Source organism: Amycolatopsis sp. cmx-4-83, assembly GCF_046548815.1.
Taxonomy (GTDB): Bacteria; Actinomycetota; Actinomycetes; order Mycobacteriales; family Pseudonocardiaceae; genus Amycolatopsis; species Amycolatopsis pretoriensis_A.
This window is the reverse complement of record NZ_JAEBEF010000022.1, coordinates 40,697-57,561: the sequence shown is the minus strand read 5'-3', so window position 1 is coordinate 57,561 and position 16,865 is coordinate 40,697. Positions and strand designations below refer to the sequence as shown.

The 16,865-nt window shown below is 71.7% G+C and carries 17 protein-coding genes and 1 pseudogene; 8 read left to right on the top strand and 10 right to left on the bottom strand.

The annotated features are described in order from the left end of the window. Positions 1-25: 25 nt before the first annotated feature. The 3 genes from ACLJQM_RS45930 (at position 26) to ACLJQM_RS45920 (ending at position 2,725) form a co-directional block, all read left to right on the top strand. Positions 26-922: a helix-turn-helix transcriptional regulator gene (locus tag ACLJQM_RS45930; RefSeq protein ID WP_247018560.1), complete on the top strand. Its 897-nt coding sequence runs from the start codon at positions 26-28 to the stop codon at positions 920-922. 80 nt (positions 923-1,002) lie between these two features. Beyond that, positions 1,003-1,845, top strand: a complete 843-nt coding sequence (locus ACLJQM_RS45925; protein ID WP_410636390.1) for a carbohydrate-binding protein — start codon at positions 1,003-1,005, stop codon at positions 1,843-1,845. A gap of 133 nt (positions 1,846-1,978) precedes the next feature. Beyond that, on the top strand, positions 1,979-2,725 hold the full coding sequence (locus ACLJQM_RS45920; RefSeq protein WP_247018565.1) for a thioesterase II family protein: 747 nt from the start codon (positions 1,979-1,981) through the stop codon (positions 2,723-2,725). Between the two features lie 25 nt (positions 2,726-2,750). On the opposite strand, the gene ACLJQM_RS45915 is transcribed toward ACLJQM_RS45920, so the two are convergent. Together ACLJQM_RS45915 and ACLJQM_RS45910 are read right to left on the bottom strand one after the other, a co-directional pair. Then, on the bottom strand, positions 2,751-3,767 hold the full coding sequence (locus tag ACLJQM_RS45915; RefSeq protein ID WP_410636447.1) for a chitinase: 1,017 nt from the start codon (positions 3,765-3,767) through the stop codon (positions 2,751-2,753). Between the two features lie 350 nt (positions 3,768-4,117). Then, positions 4,118-4,366 carry a hypothetical protein gene (locus tag ACLJQM_RS45910; RefSeq protein ID WP_247018567.1) on the bottom strand — a complete coding sequence of 83 codons (249 nt, stop codon included), beginning with the start codon at positions 4,364-4,366 and terminating at the stop codon, positions 4,118-4,120. A 316-nt stretch (positions 4,367-4,682) separates the two neighbouring features. Between ACLJQM_RS45910 and ACLJQM_RS45905 the strand changes: the two genes are divergently transcribed. Next, positions 4,683-4,859: a zf-HC2 domain-containing protein gene (locus ACLJQM_RS45905; RefSeq protein ID WP_247018569.1), complete on the top strand. Its 177-nt coding sequence runs from the start codon at positions 4,683-4,685 to the stop codon at positions 4,857-4,859. Between the two features lie 45 nt (positions 4,860-4,904). Continuing rightward, positions 4,905-5,537, top strand: a complete 633-nt coding sequence (locus ACLJQM_RS45900; protein ID WP_410636389.1) for a class I SAM-dependent DNA methyltransferase — start codon at positions 4,905-4,907, stop codon at positions 5,535-5,537. Between the two features lie 3 nt (positions 5,538-5,540). Here the strand turns inward: ACLJQM_RS45900 and ACLJQM_RS45895 are convergent. Further along, positions 5,541-6,440: pseudogene (locus ACLJQM_RS45895) on the bottom strand (Lrp/AsnC family transcriptional regulator). An 83-nt stretch (positions 6,441-6,523) separates the two neighbouring features. On the opposite strand from ACLJQM_RS45895, the gene ACLJQM_RS45890 reads away from it, so the two are divergent. Both ACLJQM_RS45890 and ACLJQM_RS45885 read left to right on the top strand, forming a co-directional pair. Next, complete coding sequence (locus ACLJQM_RS45890) at positions 6,524-7,648, top strand: MFS transporter (protein WP_410636388.1); 1,125 nt, start codon at positions 6,524-6,526, stop codon at positions 7,646-7,648. 301 nt (positions 7,649-7,949) lie between these two features. Beyond that, the gene (locus ACLJQM_RS45885) at positions 7,950-8,354 is read left to right on the top strand and encodes a hypothetical protein (RefSeq protein WP_410636387.1); all 405 of its coding nucleotides are present in this window, start codon (positions 7,950-7,952) and stop codon (positions 8,352-8,354) included. Here ACLJQM_RS45885 and ACLJQM_RS45880 read toward each other — a convergent pair. After that, the gene (locus tag ACLJQM_RS45880; protein WP_247018575.1) at positions 8,332-8,739 is read right to left on the bottom strand and encodes a hypothetical protein; all 408 of its coding nucleotides are present in this window, start codon (positions 8,737-8,739) and stop codon (positions 8,332-8,334) included. The genes ACLJQM_RS45885 and ACLJQM_RS45880 overlap by 23 nt on opposite strands. Before the next feature lie 44 nt (positions 8,740-8,783). After that, a complete protein-coding gene (locus ACLJQM_RS45875) occupies positions 8,784-9,653 on the bottom strand; it encodes an oxidoreductase (protein WP_247018577.1) in 870 nt (289 codons plus the stop codon). Positions 9,654-9,967: 314 nt separating this feature from the next. On the opposite strand from ACLJQM_RS45875, the gene ACLJQM_RS45870 reads away from it, so the two are divergent. Next, positions 9,968-12,574, top strand: a complete 2,607-nt coding sequence (locus ACLJQM_RS45870; protein ID WP_410636386.1) for a tetratricopeptide repeat protein — start codon at positions 9,968-9,970, stop codon at positions 12,572-12,574. Positions 12,575-12,601: 27 nt separating this feature from the next. On the opposite strand, the gene ACLJQM_RS45865 is transcribed toward ACLJQM_RS45870, so the two are convergent. The 5 genes from ACLJQM_RS45865 to ACLJQM_RS45845 form a co-directional block, all read right to left on the bottom strand. Then, the gene (locus tag ACLJQM_RS45865; protein ID WP_410636385.1) at positions 12,602-13,828 is read right to left on the bottom strand and encodes an RNA polymerase sigma factor; all 1,227 of its coding nucleotides are present in this window, start codon (positions 13,826-13,828) and stop codon (positions 12,602-12,604) included. Then, entirely contained in the window at positions 13,825-14,148 is a 324-nt protein-coding gene (locus ACLJQM_RS45860; RefSeq protein WP_360782313.1) for a YciI family protein, read from the bottom strand. The genes ACLJQM_RS45865 and ACLJQM_RS45860 overlap by 4 nt, the downstream gene beginning before the upstream one ends. Before the next feature lie 37 nt (positions 14,149-14,185). Further along, entirely contained in the window at positions 14,186-14,800 is a 615-nt protein-coding gene (locus tag ACLJQM_RS45855) for a dihydrofolate reductase family protein (protein WP_410636384.1), read from the bottom strand. Between the two features lie 91 nt (positions 14,801-14,891). Next, positions 14,892-15,602, bottom strand: a complete 711-nt coding sequence (locus tag ACLJQM_RS45850; RefSeq protein WP_410636383.1) for a hypothetical protein — start codon at positions 15,600-15,602, stop codon at positions 14,892-14,894. Positions 15,603-15,647: 45 nt separating this feature from the next. Next, entirely contained in the window at positions 15,648-16,829 is a 1,182-nt protein-coding gene (locus tag ACLJQM_RS45845; protein ID WP_410636382.1) for a glycoside hydrolase family 3 N-terminal domain-containing protein, read from the bottom strand. Positions 16,830-16,865: the final 36 nt, after the last annotated feature.

The following is a 16,865-nucleotide window of genomic DNA, read 5'->3' as shown; positions in this document are numbered from 1 at the left end:
GGTAATTGGTCTAGACTTTTCCGCCATGCGCGGTACCACCGTTCCGCCGGGGACGCCCTGCCCGCCGCCGCGGGCCGGCGAACTGCCGATGCACCGGCTGGAGGTGCCGGCCCCGAACGCGCCGCCGATCGCCGTCGGCACGTTCGATTCGATCGGGCCGCTGGCGCGTGCGGATTTCCCGCACCGGCACACCTTCCACGAGCTCGTCCACGTCACCGGCGGCACCGGGACGCACGTCGTCGAGCTGGCGCGCTGGCCGCTGCGGCCGCCGCACCTCGGCTTCATCGCCCCGGGGCAGGTGCACCAGTGGGCGGACGTCCGCGGCCTGACCGGCCACGTCGTCGTGTTCACCGACGACTTCCTCCTCGACTACCCGGCCGACCGCGAGCTGCTGCGACGCCTCAGCGCACGGCCGTGGCTGGGGCTGGACGCCCGCGCGAACGCCGGCGTCACGCGGCTCATCGCCGATCTGGAGGACGAATACCGCCGCGGTGGCGACGACGCCGAGTCGGTGCTGCGGGCGCTGCTGCACGTCCTCGTCGTGCGCGCGGGACGGCTGCCGGGGACGCCGGAAGCGCCGCCCGCGCCCGCCGGGGCGGTGGCCGCGGAGTTCGCCCGGCTCGCCGCCCGCACCGAGCTCGGGCTGTGGTCGGTGACCGCGCACGCCGAACGCATCGGCGTCACCCCCGGTCACCTCACCGAAGCGGTGAAGGCGGCGACCGGCCGCACCGCCGCGCAGCTGCTGCGCGAGGCCCGGACGCGGGAGGCCCAGCGGTTCCTGCTCCGGACGGACCTGACCGTCCGGCAGGTCGCGAGCCGCGTCGGGTTCGCCGACCCGGCCTACTTCTGCCGGTTCTTCCGCCGCGAGACCGGGCTCAGCCCCGGCGACTTCCGCCGCGTCGGGGAGATTCACCACGACTGACCGGTCCAGTCCATCGTCGCCCGCCCGGTGCGCTGCCTACGTTCGAGGGGATCCCCCGACGCCCCCACGAGGAGCAAGGCATGGACGAAGAGAACAAGCTCAGCCGCAAGACGGTGCTCAAGGCCGCGCTCGCGGCGGGTGTCGCCGCGCCGGTCGCGCTGATCGGCGGCCCCGCGCTCGCCCGCACCACCGTCGCCACCGGCACCGTCCCGGCGCTGACCCCCGAGTGCCACGACGGCGACGAGCCGACGATCGAGCAGACCGAAGGCCCCTACTTCAAGCCGAACTCACCCGAGCGGACCAACCTCGTCACGCCCGGCACCCAGGGCACCCGGCTCACCGTCACCGGGTACGTCTTCGGCCTCGCGTGCCAGCCGGTGAACCGCGCGCTGCTGGACTTCTGGCAGGCCGACGTCAACGGCGCCTACGACAACACCGGCTACACGTTCCGCGGCCACCAGTACACCAACGCCCAGGGCGCGTTCACGCTCTCCACGATCGTGCCCGGCCTCTACCCGGGCCGGACGCGGCACATCCACGTCAAGGTGCAGGCCCCCGGCCGGCCGATCCTGACCACGCAGCTCTACTTCCCCAACGAGCCGCGCAACAACACCGACACGATCTTCGACGCGCGGCTGCTGATGACCGTGCGCGACAACGGCTCCGCGAAGGAGGCCGCGTTCGACTTCGTGCTGAACGTGCCGCAGACCGGCACCCCGACCCGGCCGACGTCCACGACGACGCCGACGAGCGGGCCGACCACCTCCACGCCGCCCGGGGGCACCTCCTGGGCGGTGGGCACCACCTACGCGGCGGGTGCCCGGGTCACCTACGGCGGCGGGGGATACGTGTGCCTGCAGGGGCACACGGCCCAGCCGGGCTGGGAACCCCCGAACGTCCCCGCCCTGTGGCGGGCCGGGTGACGTCCCCGCCGAGGCGCTCCTGAGGAGGGAGGGAAGAACCGGCGGGTCCCGGTCCGCACACCGGGGCCCGCCGACCCCAGAATCCGCCCGTTAGGGGTCGACGCGGGGCGGGGCGCCTGCCAGATTGGCGAGCATGAGCATTTCCCTCGAGGCCGCGGAGTGGATCCGGCGCTTCCACCCGGCGCCGACCGCGCCGGCGCGGCTGGTGTGCTTCCCGCACGCCGGGGGCTCGGCGAGCTACTTCCACCCCGTGTCGGCCGCGCTGGCGCCGTCGGTGGAGGTGCTGGCCGTGCAGTACCCCGGCCGCCAGGACCGCTACGCCGAACCGCCGGTGGACGACCTGTTCGTGCTCGCCGACCAGCTGGTGGACGTGCTCGCGCCGGAGCTCACCGGGCCGGTCGCGTTCTTCGGCCACAGCATGGGCGCGAGCCTGGCGTTCGAGGTGGCGCGGCGGCTCGAGGAGCGCGGCACGCGGCTGCTCGCGCTGTTCGTCTCCGGGCGGCGCGCGCCTTCGGCGTTCCGCGACGAGCGGGTGCACGAGAAGGCCGACGACGAACTGCTGGCCGAGGTCAAACGGCTCAGCGGCACCGATTCGCGGGTGCTGGAGGACGACGAGATCCTCCGCATGGTGCTGCCCGCGCTGCGCAGCGACTACAAGGCCGCGGAGCTCTACCGCTACCGCCCGGGCCCGGACGTGGGCTGCCCGGTCGTCGCCCTGATCGGCGACCGCGACCCGAAGGTCACCGAGGCCGAGGCGCGGCAGTGGGCGGAGCGCACGTCCGGCGGGTTCGAGCTGCACTCGTACCCGGGCGGGCACTTCTACCTCAACGACCACGCCGCGGCGGTCATCCGGCTGATCGGCGAACGGCTCGCCCGCTGAGCGAGCGAGCCGTCCGCGTCCCGGATCAGCAGTAGAGGTTCGCGCCGGGGTCGACGCCGAGGACCGAAGCGATCTGGCGGTACTTCGAGACCCGGCTCTCGACCTGGGCGGGGTTGCCGCCGTTGCACTCGATCGAGCCGTTGATGCTGCGGATCGTTTCGCCGAAGCCGCGGCCGTTGACCATCGCGTTGTGCGGGGTCATCGTGCCGGGGCCGCTCTGGGTGTTCCAGTACCAGAGCCCGGTCTTCCACGCGACGGCCGAGTTCTGCTCGACCTGCCAGGGGTTGCCGAGCAGGTCGATGCCGAGCGCGTCACCCGCGGCCTTGTAGTTGAAGTTCCAGCTCAGCTGGATCGGGCCGCGCCCGTAGTACGCCGCCTGGCCCGCGGGGCAGCCGTAGGACTGGCTGTAGTCACAGTAGTGCGGGTAGTTGGCCGTGTTCTGCTCGACGATGTAGACGAGGCCGCCGGTCTCGTGGTTGACGTTCGCGAGGAACGCCGCCGCTTCCTGCTTCTTCACGGTGTCGCTGCCCGTGTTCGCGAAGCCGGGGTAGGCCGACAGGGCCGCGGTCAGGCCGCTGTAGCTGTAGAAGCTGTTGCGGCCGGGGAAGATCTGGTTGAACTGGGCCTCGCTGACGACGAACGAGCCGGGGTTGCCCGGGTTCGTGCCGCCGCCGCAGTCGTACGGTTCCCAGTACCAGGTGCTGATGACGGGGTCGTAGCCCGGGTTGGCGTTCTTGGCGCGGTAGTAGCCGCCGTTGGTGTACTTGACGACCGCGCCGACGTCGTACCACTGGCCGGCGACCCAGTTGGGCGCGGTGCAGGTCGTGCCGCCCCCACCGTCACAGCTGTAGGGCTCCCAGTACCAGGTGCTGATGATCGGGTCGTAGCCCGGATTCGCGTTCTTGGCGCGGTAGTAGCTGCCGTTGGTGTACTTGACGACCGCGCCCACGTCGTACCACTGGCCCGCGACCCAGTTGGGCCCGCTGCAGGCGGCGGCCGCGGCCCGCGGGGCCTGGCCGGTGGCGGCGGGCACGCCGAGCACGAGTGCGGCGGCGGCGGCGAATGCTGACAGGACCGCGACAAGACGTCTTCTCAAGACTGGCTCACTCCTTCGGCCACGACGGAGTCCGGGCGCGGGGGCGCCCGGTGTCGGAGGGGGTTGTGCTCATCCGGCCGAGACGAGGGTGACACCGGTCACTAGAGCAGATTGGTCTAGTCCAGTCAAGAAACCCGGCGATCCGGGCAACGGGTCTGCGCGAACGTCCGCCGGGACGCGGCCCTGGATCCGGTCGGCGAGGCGGTACTTCACCGCGGGATCACGCGGTTTCGAGGTCGTGGCCGTGCGTGGGTTCGAGCGCGGGAGTGGCCGGGACGGTGCCCGGCCGTCCCTCGTCACCGCGCTTGCGGGATCCGCACCCGTGCGGCCGGCGCGAACTGCAGGATGCGCTGCAGCCGGGCGCGGCCCAGCCGGTGGAGCATCTCCCCGAGCTCCTCCGGCGCGATGCTCCCTTCGAGGTCGACCCGCGTCACCTTGACGACGCGGTCGATCTCCGAGGCGGGGAGCCGCCCCGCGAACTCCCCGGCCAGCCACACCCCGACCTCGTCCACGACGTCGTCCGCCCGGTGGCTCCGTACGGTCATCGCTCTCCTCGTTTCGGATCGCCCTGCTTCTCCAGGTCGAAGCCGGAAAATCCCGGTCCGACGCAGGTCGGACGACGCAGCCGGGGACCCATGACGCGGAATCGCCGAAGTTCCGCGCACAAATGCTTTCCGTGTCGTGACCGGTGGGTACCGTGACCGCTTTTGTCACTCACACGGACCGTCTGCCGCCGGTAGTTGTCCGCCGATCGGGTGGAAAACGAGGGAACCTCGCCGATGGCGCGTCCCGGCCAGGACCCTGGAGACGTCCGGTAGTGCGGGTGTTCCTTCGCGGGACGCGGAAACGGAGACGCGATCGATGGGCCGGTACGACCGGACCGACCTCGGGGCCTACAGCCTGGGGTTGCTCGAGACCGCCGAGGCGGCGCGCGTGGAGCGGCACCTGGCGGCGTGCCAGGACTGCCGCCAGGAGGTCCGCGAGTTCGAGGCCGTCCGCAGCATGCTCGACCACCTCGCCGAGGTGAAGTCCACTTAGGACGGTCGCCGGAAACTGTCGGTGCCCGCCGGTACGGTCCGCGGCGTGACCGACGACCAGTTCCTCGACCCCACCCGGGCCACGTACGCGATCGTGGCCGAGAGCTACGACAGCTTCGTGCCCCCGCTCGCCGAAGACGTCCAGGACCGCGCGCTGTTCACGGCGTTCGCCGACCTCGTCCGCGACGGCCCGGTCGCCGATCTCGGCTGCGGCACGGGTCGCGTGACGGCGTTCCTGGCCGAAGCCGGCCTGGACGTCGTCGGTGTCGACTTGTCGCCGGAGATGCTCGCCGTCGCCCGTCGTGAACATCCTGACCTGCGGTTTTTCGAGGGATCGCTGCTCGCGCTGGACCTGCCGGACGGCGGTCTCGCCGGCGCGGTGGCGTGGTATTCGATCATCCACACCCCGCCGTGGCGGCTGCCTGCGGTGTGCGCCGAGCTGTTCCGGGTGCTGCGCCCGGGCGGCTACCTGCAGCTGGGCTTCCACGTCGGCGACCGGCGGCACCACCGCAGCGACGGCTACGGCCACGACGGGTTTTCGCTCGACATCTACTGGCTGCCGGTGGAGCGGGTCTGCGGGCTGGTGACCGACGCCGGGTTCGAGGTCGTCACGCAGGTGCTGCGCGATCCGGCGGCGCGGGTGCCGCAGGGGAGGGTGCTGGCGCGGAAACCGGAGTGAACTTCAGCGGGACGCGGCGGCCTTGATCGTCCGCAGCACGGGCGCGGTCTCCAGCGTCCGGATCGCGTCGAGCGCACCCAGCCGGTGGGTCAGGTAGTGGTGCAACGCGGCCGCGTCCGGGCAGAGGGCGAGCGCGACCAGGTTGGCCGGGCCGGTCGTCGCGGCGACGAGGGCGAGTTCCGGGTGCGTCGCCAGCGTCTTCGCGACGTGGTCGAGGTGCGCCGGCGCGACGCCCATCCAGAGCAGCGCCTGCGTCGTCGCGCCCAGCAGGGCGGGGTCGAACTCGAGGTCGAAGAACACGGTGCCGCCGGCCTGGAGATCGGCCAGCCGCCGGGCCACGGTCGCCGCCGACCAGCCGGTGGCCGTGGCCAGCTCGGCGAGGCTCGCGCGCCCGTCGCGCTGGAGCGCGGCCAGCACGCGGCGTCGTCACCGGTCAGCGGCTTGCCTTCGCCCGGCGACGGCGGTGTCAGCGCCGCGTCGAGCGCGTTCGCCCGGCCGAGCCACGCGGTCGGGCCATCGAAGTAGCGGTGCAGGAGCTGGTGCGCCGACACGGCCGTGACGCTCCCCGTGCGCGGGATGTCCCGCAGCAGCAGCGAATGGTCGCTCGCGGCGGGCGTCTGGACGTTCACGCAGATTTCGGTGCCGCCGGAAATGAGCTTGATCCACGCGGTATCGGCGCGGCGCGCGGGCGAGGTCCCGCGCGGCGTGCGGTGTCGCGGTCAGCCGGACCATCCACTCGGCTTGCCCGGCGCGTTGCGGATCCGGCAAGCCGACGACGCGAAGTCCCGCTTCGGCGCGAAGCCGCCGGTAGCGCCGCGCGACGGTCTGCGTGGAGACACCGAGGACGTCACCAACCTTCGTGAACGGCGCCCGGCCGTCGACGTGCAGCGCGCGGTCGAGCACGGCGGCGTTCGATCCAGAGTGGCGGCCAACGAAGGGGACACCTCGTGCCGACCACCACGCGTCACCGCTGGGCCGCACTCGCCGTGCTGCTGACCGCCGAGGCGATGATCCTGCTCGACGCCACGATCGTCCAGGTCGCGGGCCCGGCGATCCACACGGCGCTCCCGGGCCCGGCCGCCGACATCCCGTGGTTCAGCGCGGCGTACACGCTGCCGTTCGCGGCGTTCCTGATCACGGGCGGCCGCCTCGGCGACGTCCTGGGGCGCGCCAAGGTGTTCAAGATCGGCGTGGCGGGCTTCGTGCTCGCGTCGCTGGCGTGCGCGATCGCCCCGGACGCGAGCGTGCTGATCGGCGCACGGGCAGTGCAGGGAGCGGCAGCGGCGCTGGTCATCCCGCAGACGATCGGCTTGATTCGCGCCCTTTTCGAGGGCGACGAGCTGGCGAAGGCCCTGGGCACGATTGGCCCGGTGATGGGCCTGTCGGCGGTGACCGGACCACTGCTGGGCGGATTCCTCACACAGGCGGCGTCGTGGCGGGCGGTGTTCTTGGTGAACGTCCCGCTCGGCCTCGCGATGCTCCTGGCCGCCGGCTGCTGCGCGAGGATCGGGCCACCACCCACCCGCTCGACCCAGCCGGAGCGCAGTCACGTGCAGCTCGACCCGCCGCCGGATCGCGGCTCGACCAGGTCGGCACCGCAGGTCTGGGTGAAGATCGGGCGGCCGCCCGCCCGCGGCTCGACCCGGTCAGTACGGGGCTGCGCGGGGAACGGCCTGCTATCCGCCCGGGGTTCGATCCGGCCGGTACGGGGCTACGCGAGGAAAATCCCGCTACCCGCCTGGGGCTCGATTCGGTCGGTACGGGGCTGCGTGAGGAACGGCCTGCTATCCGCCCGGGGTTCGATCCGGCCGGTACGGGGCTACGCGAGGAAAATCCCGCTGCCCGCCTGGGGCTCGATTCAGTCGGTACGGGGCTGCGCGGGGAACGGCCTGCTACCCGCCCGCGGCTCGACCCGGCCGGCACGCGGCTGCGTGAGGAACAGCCTGCTACCCGCCCGCGGCTCAACCCACCCGGCGCGGGGCTGCGCGAGAAACAGCCCACTACCCGCCCACAGCTCGACCCGGCCGACGTGGCGGGGCCGCGCAAAGACCGAGCCACCCCTCGCCCGCGGCTCGACCTGGTCGGCACCTCGCTCGTCGTCGCCGGCGTAGGACTGCTCGTGTTCCCGCTGATCGACCCCGCCGGGACCGACTGGCGCCTGCTCGTCGCCGGTGCCGGGTTGCTCGTCGGGTTCGGGTTCCACCAGCGCCGGTCGGCCGCGCCGCTGGTCGAGCCGAGCCTCTTCGCCCACCGCGGGTTCCCGGCCGCGCTCGTCGGCTCGCTGCTGTTCTTCGCGGCGATGACCGGGCTGATGCAGGTCGTGCCGATGCAGCTCCAGCTCGGCCTCGGCGCCGACGTCCGCACCGCGGGCCTCACGCTGCTGCCGCTCTCGGCCGGGCTCGCCGTGTCGTCGTGGTTCGCCGGGGCGAAGCTGGTACCTCGGTCGGCGCGCGCGTGGTGTTCGGCGGGCTGGCGCTGTTGCTGGTCGGCATCCTCGCCGCGATCGCCGTCGACGCCTCGGTGCGTGGCTACCCGTGGCCGCTGCCGGTCGCGCTCGCGCTGTGCGGGCTCGGGATGGGCACGTTCACGGTGCCGTTCTTCACCGCGGCGCTGGCCCGCGTCCGGCCGCACGAGACGGGCTCGGCGGCCGGGCTGCTCAACGCCGTGCAGCAGCTGGGCGGCACCCTCGGCGTCGCCCTCCTCGGCGGGCTCTACCTGGGCAGCGGCACGGCGGCGGCACCGCTCGGCCTCGGGGCCGGGCTGGTGGCCGCCGCCGCTGCCGCCGTGGTTCCGCTCAGTAGTCGTCGCGGCCGGTGAACTGCTGCTCCAGCAGCTCCGCCGCGCCGGCGACGAGCTCGAGGGGGTCGGTGAACTCGTTGATGTCGAGGTTGATCAGCGGGAGCGAGTGGCGCAGCACGAGGTGGTCGCCCATCACGGCGATCCCGCCCACCACGATCGCCTCGCCGACCTCGGTCAGCACGGCGAGGAGGTCGACCTCGTCGTGCCGGGCGAACGGCGTCGCGATCTGCACCCAGTCCTCGCGCTGGTCGAGGATCTCGCGGGCGATCACGACGATCTGGGCGCGCTGTTCGGTGTCGGGATCGTCGCCGAAGATCAGGCGGATGCGGATCTCGTCGGGCTCGTCGCGCACCACCCGGTACGACTCCCTGATGTAAGCGACCAGATCGTCCCACTGCGCCACGCTTTTCTCCGTTCTCGTGCCTGTGTGCGCGCTCAGCGTAGCGATCAGGGGGCGCCGATCCGGTCGAGATCGGCGAGAACGTCGGCGGGCAGTTCGAGCTCGGCGGCGGCGAGGTTCTCCCGCAGGTGCTCCGGCGACGAGGTCCCCGGGATCAGCAGCATCGACGGCGACCGCTGCAGCAGCCAGGCGAGCGCGACCTGCATCGGCGTGGCCCCGACCCGCGCGGCGCAGTCGTCGAGCGCCCCGGACTGCAGCGGGCTGAACCCGCCGAGCGGGAAGTACGGCACGAAGGCGATCCCTTCGGCGGCGCACTTGTCGACGAGGTCGTCGTTCTCGCGGTGCGCGAGGTTGTACTGGTTCTGCACGCACACGACGGGCGCGATGGCCTTGGCCTCGTCGAGCTGCTCGGCGGTGACGTGGCTGACGCCGAGGTGCCGGATCAGCCCCTGCCGCCGCAGGTCCGCGAGCACCCCGAACGGTTCGGCGAGCGACATCGGCACGGGGTAGTCCCCGGCGGCGTTGCTCAGCCGGAGGTTGACGACGTCGAGCGCGTCGACGCCGAGGTTCCGCAGGTTGTCGTGCACGGCCTGGGTGAGCTCATCGGCCGACAGCGCGGCCGGCCAAGCCTTGTCCTCGCTGCGCTTCGCGCCGACTTTCGTGACGATGCACAGGTTTTCGGGGTACGGGTGGAGCGCTTCCTTGATGACCGCGTTCACGGTGTGCGGCCCGTAGTAGTCACTGGTGTCGAGGTGGGTGACCCCGGCCCCGACGGCTTCCTTCAGCACGGCGACGGCGGTGTCGTGATCCCGCGGCGGCCCCCACACGCCGGGGCCGGCCAGCTGCATGGCGCCGTATCCCATGCGGGTGACCGGGATTTCGCCGCCGAGGGGGTAGGTGCCGCCCAGGTTCGCCATGGCGCTCCTTTGCTTCGAGTGCGTCTCGTGAGGAGTCTAGGCGAGGTCCTCACGCGACCGGTTTTGTCGGTGGTGCGCGGTAGGATTGAATTGGGGGCTGCTCACGACGATTTCCGTTGTGGGGCAAGGGAAATCATTGGTCGGTTTCACCCGATCCAGCGATGATCTTTCGTACGCTTGTTCGGTAGCGTTGGTGGTGTGGCCGGGAGAGTCGACCTGCGAAAGGAGATCGTCATGAAGGCCTGAGACTGCTCGACCTAGGAGGAATGGCATTGCGAAGAACCACCCTGGTTCCGATCCGGGACAATCTCTCGGTGGATGCGAAGACGCACGTCGACAACACCATCGATGCGGGCCGGGACATCGGAACGGTCGTGCAGGCAGGCACCATCGGAACTGTCAACCTGGCCGCATCTCCGGCCGGCACCGCCGTGGCCGTGGTGCTGCCGGTGCGAAGTGACGTCGGAAAGTACGCCGAGGTCTTCGTGGGCCGCGAGGACGAAGTCGAGCGCCTGTCGTCGCAGCTGCAGCCCGGTTCCGGGGCTTCGGTCTCGTACGTCGCCGGGATGGGCGGTGTGGGCAAGACGGCGTTGGCGTTGCACTGCGCGCGGGCTGTGGGCGAAGCCGGTTGGTTCCCCGGTGGCGTCTTCTCGGCGGACATGCAGGGTTACCGAACTGACGGCGGCGTTCCCGCACGAGCGATGCTGCGACCGTTGATGCGGCTCCTGGGGGCCGACCCCCACGAGATCCCCGTGGACGTGGGCGAGCAACTGGCCGCCTACCAGCAGGTGCTCGACCAGTTGGACCGGTCGGGTAACGCGGTCCTGCTGGTTCTCGACAACGTCTCCAGCGCGGAACAGATCCAGGGGTTGCTCCCCGCCGGCGGTGTTCACCGGGTGGTGATCACGACCCGCGAAACCCTGAGCCTTCCCGGGGCTCGCGGTTTCTCCCTCGATGTGCTGACGAACGAGAACGCGAGCGTTTTGCTCGACAGGGCCATCTGCGATCTGACTCCGGACGAGCGGCGGCTGTCCGCGGATCCGATCGGGACGCGGGAACTGATCCGTACTTGCGGGCGGCTCCCGCTGGCTTTGCGGATCGTCGCGGCCCTGCTCGTGGACGAACCCGCGTTGACACCCGCCCGGCTGGCCGCCGAACTGACCGAGGCCGGGATCGTGGGCTTCGCGCACGGTGAGCGAGCGTTGGCGGCGGTGCTCGACCTTTCCTGGCACCGCTTGCTCCGCCGCAACCGGGCCGCGGCCCGGCTGTTGCGGCTGCTCTGCCTGACCGTGGGGCCGGATTGCCCCACGGAAGTCGCCGCCGTGCTCAACGGCTCGTCCGACGCTCGCACTGTGCCACTGCTCCGCACGCTGCGTCAGGCACATCTGCTCGCCCATGCCGACCAGCGCTGGCGGATGCACGACCTCGTTCGTGCCCATGCGGAAACCTGCGACGCCGGTCTCAGCGTGTCCGATCTTCAGGCGGCTGACACCCGCCTGGTCGACCACTACGTCTTCACCACACAAGACGCCGTGTTTCGCATGGCCGACCTTGCGAAAAGACCAGGTCACCACCGTTTCGACCGCACCGAAGATGCCGACCGCTGGCTGGTCACCGAATACCCCACGCTGCTCGCGGTCGCGCACAAGACCGCTGAAGCAGGGAACCACCGCTACGCCATGGTTCTGTGCAGTCACTTGTTCGCGTACCAGAACAGGCACGGCTACCTGACCGATCTGCTCATGACCTCCCGACTCGGTTATGCCGGCGCGTGCCTTTCCGGCGAGATCGCGGCCCGCGCGGACGCGGCGAGCAACCTCGGCATCGCGCTGAACAAAGTCGGACTGATCGCCGAGGCGATCGACTTGTTCCGGGTCGCCATCGACCTGCACACCGAGAACGGCAGCACCCACGATGCCGCGAAGGCCTGGAACAACCTGGGAAACACGCTCGGCGCGGCGGGGCGGCGCGACGAGGCGGTGCACGCTTGCCGCACCGCCGTCGACGCTTACCGGAGAGCCGGCAACGTTCGGAAAGAGGCGGCCGCGTGGATCAACCTGGGTAGCGCACTGGCAGCTGATGAGCAGCCGGAGAACGCGGTCCTCGCCTTTGAGAAAGCCGCCGAGATGTGCCGGGAGATCGGCGACGTGGGGACCGAGGTGACGGCCTGGTCCAGTGCGGCGGGCGCGCTGCTGGACGCGGGCCAGTCCGAGGACGCCGTCCGGGCGGGCAACACCGCCGTCGCGGTCGGCCAGGCGAACCGGAACGTCGCGGCCGAGGCCGCCGCGTGGGCGAGCCTCGGCTTCCTCTACCAGCGCCTCGGCCGCTCCCGGGAAGCCGATGACGCTTGCCGGCGGAGCATCGCGATGGAGGGCCGGGAAGAACCGACGGGGACGGTCGCGTTGCGGTGGACCCAGTTGGGCCACGCGAGATCCGAAGAGGGGGACTACACCGGAGCCGCAGCGGCGCACCGGGAAGCTGTTCGCGCTTACCGCCGCATCGGCGACTGGCACGGCGAGGCGATGACATCGAACAACCTCGGGCACGTTCTGGCGGAGTCGGGCGATCGTCGAGGAGCGGCGGCCGCGCACCAGACCGCGCTGAGTCTCACCCGGGCTCACGACGACCTTTTCGGGCAGGCCATGACGCTGGCGAACATCGGTGCCCTGAACAACAGGACGGGGGAGGTAGCCGCGGCCGGTGCGGCCTTCAGCGACGCGACTGCCCTGTTCCGCCGCATCGGAGATGCCAAACGAGAAGCCGATGCGTGGCTTCACCGCGGCATCTGCCTGCACGACCACACTCGGGCGGAAGCGATTGCCGCTTACAAAAACGCGTTGTCCATCTATACGGAGGCGAACAACAAAGAGGGCATCTCGTCGGCAACCCGATGGCTGGTGAGTTTGCTGGTCCCCCGATGACGAACGAACCCCGGAAGCAGGTGATCGCTACCCGAGCTGGTCGCGGCGACGGCTCAACGACGCCGTCTCCGCGGTGTTCCCCGCCAGCTCGATGGCCCGGTCGTACGCCTCCCGCGATTCCGCGCTCCGGCCCAACCGGCGCAAGAGATCGGCGCGAGTGGCGTGGAACGAGTGGTAGCCGGCCAACTTCGGCTCAAGACGGTTTACCGCCGCCAGTGCCACGTCCGGGCCGTCGAGTTCGGCGACCGCGATGGCCCGGTTGAGGGCGACGATCGGTGACGGGTCGATGCGGACGAGCTGGTTGTACAGGGCCAGGACCTGCGACCAGTCCGTGTCGCGCATGTCGCGGGCGGACGTGTGCACGGCGTTGATCGCCGCGAGGATCTGGTAGCGGCCCGGCGCCACCCCGGCGGCGAGGCGTTCGCGCACCAGCTGGTGGCCCTCGGCGATCAGGGACGTGTCCCAGGCTCCGCGATCCTGCTCGTCGAGGGCGACCAGCTCACCGCCGGCGGAGAGGCGGGCGGGGCGGCGGGCCTCGGTGAGGAGCATCAGGGCCAGCAGGCCCGTCACTTCGCCGTCGGACGGGAGGAGGGCGCGGATCAGGCGGGTGAGGCGGATCGCCTCGGCGGTCAGGTCCTGGCGGACGGGGTCGGTGTCCGGGCCCGTCGCGAGGTAGCCCTCGTTGAAAACCAGGAAAAGCACCGCCAGCACACCGGACACACGGGAAGGGAGGTCCTCGGCGGAGGGCACACGATACGGAATGCGAGCGGCTTTGATCTTGGCCTTCGCGCGGGTGATCCGCTGGCCCATCGTGGTCTCGGCGACCAGGAAGGCGCGGGCGATCTCGGGCACCGTCAGGCCGCCGACCATGCGCAACGTCAGCGCCAGGCGGGCGTCCGTCGCCAGCGCCGGGTGGCAGCAGGTGAAGATCAGCCTGAGCCGGTCGTCGTCGATGGCGCCGAGGGGCTCGGGTGGGTCGTCGTCGTACACCATCAGAGCCTCCTTCTGCTTGTCGTCGCGTTTGCTCTCGCGGCGGATGCGGTCGATCGCCTTGCGGTTGGCGGTGGTGGTCAGCCACGCGCCGGGGTTGGGCGGAACGCCGTCGGACGGCCAGCGCTCGACGGCCGTCGCGAACGCCTCGGCCGCCGACTCCTCGGCGATGTCGAGGTCACCGAAGCGTCTGGTCAGCGCGGCCACCACCCGGGCCCACTCCTCGCGGTGGGCCCGGGTCACCGCCTCCTCGACGTCGCTCACTGGAACGGCCGGACCTCGATCTTGCGGTCGCAGACCTGGGACGCCTCGGTGGCGAGCTTGAGCGCGACGTCCAGATCGGGGGCCTCCCACACCCAGATCCCGGCGAGGTACTCCTTGGACTCGAGAAAGGGCCCGTCGGTGAGCACCGCCTGCTCGCCGCGGCTGTCGACGACCGTGGCCGCGTCGGTGTCCGCGAGGCCGCCCGCGAAAACCCAGTAGCCCTCCTCGATCAGGCGGTCGTTGAACGCGCTGATGGCGGGCTGCCGGTCCGTGCTGCCGGGGTTGTCCTTGTCGTCGATGACGGAAACCAGGTAGCGCATCGGGAAATCAACTCCTGTGGTTCGGGGGATGAGGACTTCACACCGCCGGCGCGTACTGCGGGCGACCGGCCGGCCGGAAGACCTGGATCGTGACGCCCTTCGAGTCGACCCGCGACTCGACCAGGTCGAGCGCGAGATCGGGGCCGCTGTCCGGGAACAGCCGCGTGCCCTGGCCGACGACGACCGGGATCACCAGCAGGATCATCTCGTCGACCAGGTCGTTCGCCAGCAGCCACCGGGTCAGCGTGCCACTGCCGTGCACCTGCAGCTCGCCACCCGGCTTGGCCTTCAGCTCGCGGACGGCCGCCGCGAGGTCGCCGGGCAGCACCGTCGTGCCCGGCCACCGCGGGTCGGTGAGCGTGGCCGAGGCGACGTACTTCGGGGTTTCGGCCAGTGCCACGCCGATGGGGCTGGTGCGCAGTTGCTCGATCGTTCCCCAGGAGCCGGCGAACAGGTCGTAGGTGCGCCGGCCGAACAGGAACGCGTCCGCGCGCTGGTAGGTCCGCGCGATGAACGCCCGGGTCTCGTCGTCGCCCTTGCCGAGGGCCCAGCCGCCGCGGTCGAACCCGTTGCGGCGGTCCTCGGCGGACGCGCCGCCGTTGCCCTGCACGACTCCGTCGACGGTCAGCTGGGTCACGGTCGTCAGCTTCATGATCGGGGCTCCTCGGCCTCGGTGCCGCCCCCGCGGGCGGCCTCACCCCTGCTACGAACACCCTCGCGCCGATCCGACACCGTCGCCGGAATTATTTTCGGAGACCCGCGGCGGACGCCACGAGGGCCATCGGCCAGCGCGCCGACGGCGGCCACGGCCCGGCCACGGCGGCCAGCTGTTCGGCGGGGAGCCGGCCGCCGGTGGCGAGGCAGCAGCGGACGAGGGCGCGGACCTCGTCGACCGCCGGGCCCAGCTCGCGGTCCGGCGCCGGGCCGGTGGCGGCCGGGCCTGCCAGGATCGGCGCGCCCTGCCCGCCTGGCCCGAGGTCGACCGCTGGGCCCGGCTCGACGTCTCGTGCCGGGCTCGGCCTGAGGTCTCGTGCCGGGGTTGGCCTGAGGTCTCGTGCCGGGCCCAGCTCGAGGTCCCACAGCTTCAACGCGTGCACGGCCGCTCGTCGCGACAACTCCGGCGTCGACGCGTACCAGTGCCCGCTCATCCGGCTCCGCGGCGGATCACCGGGTGGCGGCGGCCGCCGGCCGAGCCGCTTCTCGTGCACACGCGACGCCACGTAAGCCGTGACCTCCGCGCGCCACACCGCACGGCTGGCCTCCAGCGCCTCCAACGCGCGCAGCAAAGCCCGCTCGTGCCGCTGGTACGGCCCGGCCAGCTCGGCGAGGAAGCTCAGCGTCGCCCGGTGCCCGATCGGGTGGTAGAGACCCACGCACGAACACAGGGCCGCGACCCGCCGGCCGTGCGCCAAGCGACCGTCCCGCACCCGGCGTGCCCGCTCTCCGAACCCCATCGGGCGACACTACCGATCTCGCGGCGGCGCATCGAGCGGGAAAACTCAGGCGCAGAGGCCCTTGCCCCGCAGCACGCGCGTCACCGACTCCTGCACCCGCGCCGCCGGCAGCTCGCCGGACTGGACCGCCTTCACGAGCCGGTCCAGCACCTCGTCGACGCGGCCGCCGGAGGACCACAACGCCTGGTCCGCGCCGGCCTGCAAGGCCTTCAGCACCGCTTCCGGCAGCGAATACTGCGCCGTGATCGCCTTCATCGCGCCGAGGTCGTCGGTGAGCACCGGCCCGGTGAAGCCGAACTCGCCGCGCAGCAGCTGGTAGGCGGGCGGGGAAAGGGACGCCGGGACCCCGCCGGTCAGGTCGGGGACGTCGAGGTGGCCGACCATCACCGCGACCGGGCCGTAGTCGGCGAGGTCGCGGTAGGGGACCAGGTCGACCGAGCGCAGCTGCGCGAGCGGGGGCGTCACCACCGTGCCCTTGTGGGAGTCGCCCGAGCCGTGGCCGTGGCCGGGGAAGTGCTTCAGCACCGGCTGGATGCCCGCGTCGCGCAGGCCCTCCGCGAACGCCATCGCGTACGTCTTCACGCGCGCCGGGTCCGGGCTGAAGGACCGGTCGCCGATCACGTCGTCGTCCTCGGCGCCGGTGACGTCGGTGTCCGGGGCGAAGTCGACCGTCACGCCGCGGGCGCGCAGCTGGCGGCCGCGGTCGGCGGCCAGGGCGCGGACCTGCGCCGGGGACTTCGTCGCGGCCATCGTCCGGGCCGACGGGATGTCGCCGTCGAGGTCGTCGATGCGCTGGACGCGCCCGCCCTCCTCGTCGACCGACACCGCGACCGGGACCTTGGCCACCGCCTGGACCGCGGCCAGGGCGCGGTCTTTCAACAACGCTGTTGCGTTACCCCCGACGAAGATGCCGCCGACCTGGTGTTCGCGCACCAGGGAGACCGTGGCGGCGGGGTTGTCGCCGGTGACCCCGACGACGACCAGCTGCGCGACCTGGGCGCGGACGCCGAGGAGGCCGGCCTGCGACGCGCAGTCGCCCGGACGGGCCAGGCGTGACGTCGGCGCGGGCGCCGCGGGCGGAACAGCCGCGCTGAAGGAAGAAGGAGCGGGGGAGGCCAGGGGCAGCGCCAGCCCGGGCACGGTCCGCGGTTGCAGGCCCACGACCAGCAGACACCCGGCCACGATGGAGAACGCCACCCCGAAGGCGGCAAGACGTCGGCGGTTCATCGGTCCCTTCACTCGTCGGCGTGCCCCACGACCGTA